At 39.9% G+C, this 2,719-nt stretch carries 4 protein-coding genes; 3 read left to right on the forward strand and 1 reads right to left on the reverse strand.

Features of this window, described 5'->3' with window-relative positions:
* Positions 1-125: 125 nt before the first annotated feature.
* Positions 126-680, reverse strand: a complete 555-nt coding sequence (locus H5975_RS07765) for an LURP-one-related/scramblase family protein (RefSeq protein WP_239459613.1) — start codon at positions 678-680, stop codon at positions 126-128.
* Between the two features lie 125 nt (positions 681-805).
* Here H5975_RS07765 and H5975_RS07770 point away from each other — a divergent pair, with 125 nt between their 5' ends.
* The 3 genes from H5975_RS07770 to tsaE all read left to right on the forward strand — a co-directional run.
* Entirely contained in the window at positions 806-1,501 is a 696-nt protein-coding gene (locus H5975_RS07770; RefSeq protein WP_204785563.1) for a uracil-DNA glycosylase, read from the forward strand.
* Between the two features lie 15 nt (positions 1,502-1,516).
* Entirely contained in the window at positions 1,517-2,482 is a 966-nt protein-coding gene (pta, locus tag H5975_RS07775; protein WP_204785564.1) for a phosphate acetyltransferase, read from the forward strand.
* 1 nt (position 2,483) lies between these two features.
* The coding region (gene tsaE, locus H5975_RS07780) for a tRNA (adenosine(37)-N6)-threonylcarbamoyltransferase complex ATPase subunit type 1 TsaE (RefSeq protein WP_204785565.1) at positions 2,484-2,719 on the forward strand (236 nt) is incomplete at its 3' end.

Here is a 2,719-nt window from a genome sequence, read left to right on the forward strand (position 1 = left end):
ATGTCGCATAAGGCACAAACTAAAAGGCAAGACGCCGATTGAATATCGGAATCTTGCCTTAGAAAAAGTTGCCTAAATTAAAGTGTCCAACTTATAGGGTTCACTTCATTTTTGATTCATCCTTTTTAATTCAAATTATTGAAACAACCAAGTTCAGGAGACGAATTGCGGTTAATACGCCAACGAGGGATTCGTGACTTTAGGCGGTTGACATCACCCTTATGAGACCAATGATTTAAAATGCATGCTACCAAAATTGCAATTGGTTCATCTGCTTCTTGAGAAACGGTCAGCCGACAATAAAGTCCTCCAGATGATTGTTCAGGGTCCATCGTGAAAACAAGATGGTTATTACGAAAAACCCGATAGTGATTGGTGAATGCATTACCAACAATTACCCAATTTAAATCATGAATGTATATAAACTCACGAACGAACCCCAATGATTTGCCAATGGTGCCAACTTTTTGACGATTTTGGTAAATAGCAAATTTGGGCATTAACCCTAATGATAGTTGCCGAATCTCGCCTAACAGTTGGCCTTGCATCGTATAGATAGACAGTGCATCATGACGAAGGCCCCACTTACCAGTTAATAAGTAGCAAGCTTGATTGGTATTATCATGGATAATTGTTGCCGAACGGTCATTTGCCCGATTTTTCAGGTAAAGGGTCCGCATGCTATTCACCACTTTTCCAATTGAATTAGTTAACCTTATTTTACCAGTAGTATCAATAATTGAACAGCTACCTTAAGAAGAGTTTAGTTATGGAATATGGTAAAATATTGTCGAGGTGGACAGTTTTGAAACAAATTATACATAATGATTGGTGGCCAGTGTTAAAGCCCCAATTTGAGGCAGAATATTATCAACAGTTACGGCAGTTTCTAATTCAGGAATATCAACATCACACAGTTTATCCAGATATGCATCACATCTTTGAAGCGTTTGAGTGGACTCCATTTAGTAAGGTTAAGGTTGTGATTCTTGGGCAAGACCCATATCATGGACCTCATCAAGCACATGGATGCAGTTTTTCTGTTTTACCAGGAGTGAAACTACCACCGTCGTTGCAAAATATTTATAAAGAATTACAAGATGATTTAGGATATCCACCAGTTCATCATGGATATCTTAAGAAGTGGGCTGATCAGGGAGTATTATTACTCAATTCAGTCCTAACTGTTCGTGACGGACAGGCATTTTCTCATCGGGGACATGGATGGGAAAAATTAACGGATGCTGCTATTAAAGCGTTGTCTGATCGACCAGAACCAGTCATATTTATCTTGTGGGGCAGAGCTGCTCAAGAAAAAAAGGCTCTTATTAATACCCAAACCAACATTATTTTAGAATCAGCACATCCAAGTCCCTTTTCTGCTAATCGTGGTTTCTTCGGTTCACGACCATTTTCGCGAACAAATGAAGCTCTCCAGGCCATGGGAGAACAACCGATTGATTGGCAACTTCCGGACCATGTCATAATTGAAGATCAATAAGAAGGAGTTATAAAAATGGACGTTTTTCAAAATTTAGCGAATAATTTAAAAGGTAAAAATAGAACGATTGTCTTTCCAGAAGGTACTGACCCACGAATCATGGGGGCTGCTGTTCGTCTCCACAATGACGGACTGCTTCAGCCAGTATTACTGGGGGACAAGGATCAATTGTCAACTGTTGCTGAGCAAAATCACCTGAGCCTGAATGGTATCGAAATTATTAATCCTGATACTTATGATAAAAGCGCAATGCATGATGCACTATTAGAACGGCGGAAGGGTAAAAATACTCCTGAACAAGTTGATCAAATGCTTGAGGATATTAGCTATTTTGCAACAATGCTGGTTTACATGGGAAAAGTAGATGGCATGGTCTCTGGCGCGATTCATGCGACTGGTGATACAGTACGGCCTGCATTACAGATTATTAAAACTAAACCTGGTGTTAAGAGAATTAGCGGTGCATTTATTATGCAAAAGGGTGATGAACGTTACGTATTTGCAGATTGTGCTATTAACATTGAATTAGATGCACCAACAATGGCCGAAGTGGCAATTGAAAGTGCTCATACTGCACAATTATTTGGCTTAGATCCCAAAGTAGCTTTACTTAGTTTTTCCACTAAGGGGTCTGCAAAAGGTGAAATGGTAACTAAAGTAGCTGATGCGACGAAGTTAGTCCATGAAAAGGCACCGGAATTAGCAGTGGATGGTGAATTACAATTTGATGCTGCTTTTGTACCATCTGTCGGTGAACTAAAAGCACCAGAGTCAAAAGTGGCTGGTCATGCTAATGTATTTGTTTTCCCAAGTCTTGAAGCCGGTAATATTGGTTACAAGATTGCTCAACGGCTGGGTGGCTTTGAAGCAGTTGGTCCAATTTTGCAGGGGCTGAATGCACCGGTAGCAGATCTGTCGCGGGGAACAAGTGAAGATGAAGTTTACAAAGTGGCTGTTATTACAGCATCACAGGTAAAATAAAATGAAACAATTAACATTAAACAACAGTAATGAAACGATTGCACTAGGTGAGCGAATGGCGGCCGATTTGCGTCCTGGTGATGTAGTTGTTTTAAACGGTGATTTAGGGGCTGGTAAGACTACCTTTACAAAGGGAATTGCAAAAGGTTTGGGAATCAAAGAAATCATAAAAAGCCCAACTTTTACAATTATTCATGAATATCAAGATGGTCGGATTCCGCTTTATCACATGGATGC

Origin of the sequence: Limosilactobacillus coleohominis (assembly GCF_016901675.1) — a bacterium.
Lineage (GTDB): Bacteria > Bacillota > Bacilli > Lactobacillales > Lactobacillaceae > Limosilactobacillus > Limosilactobacillus intestinavium.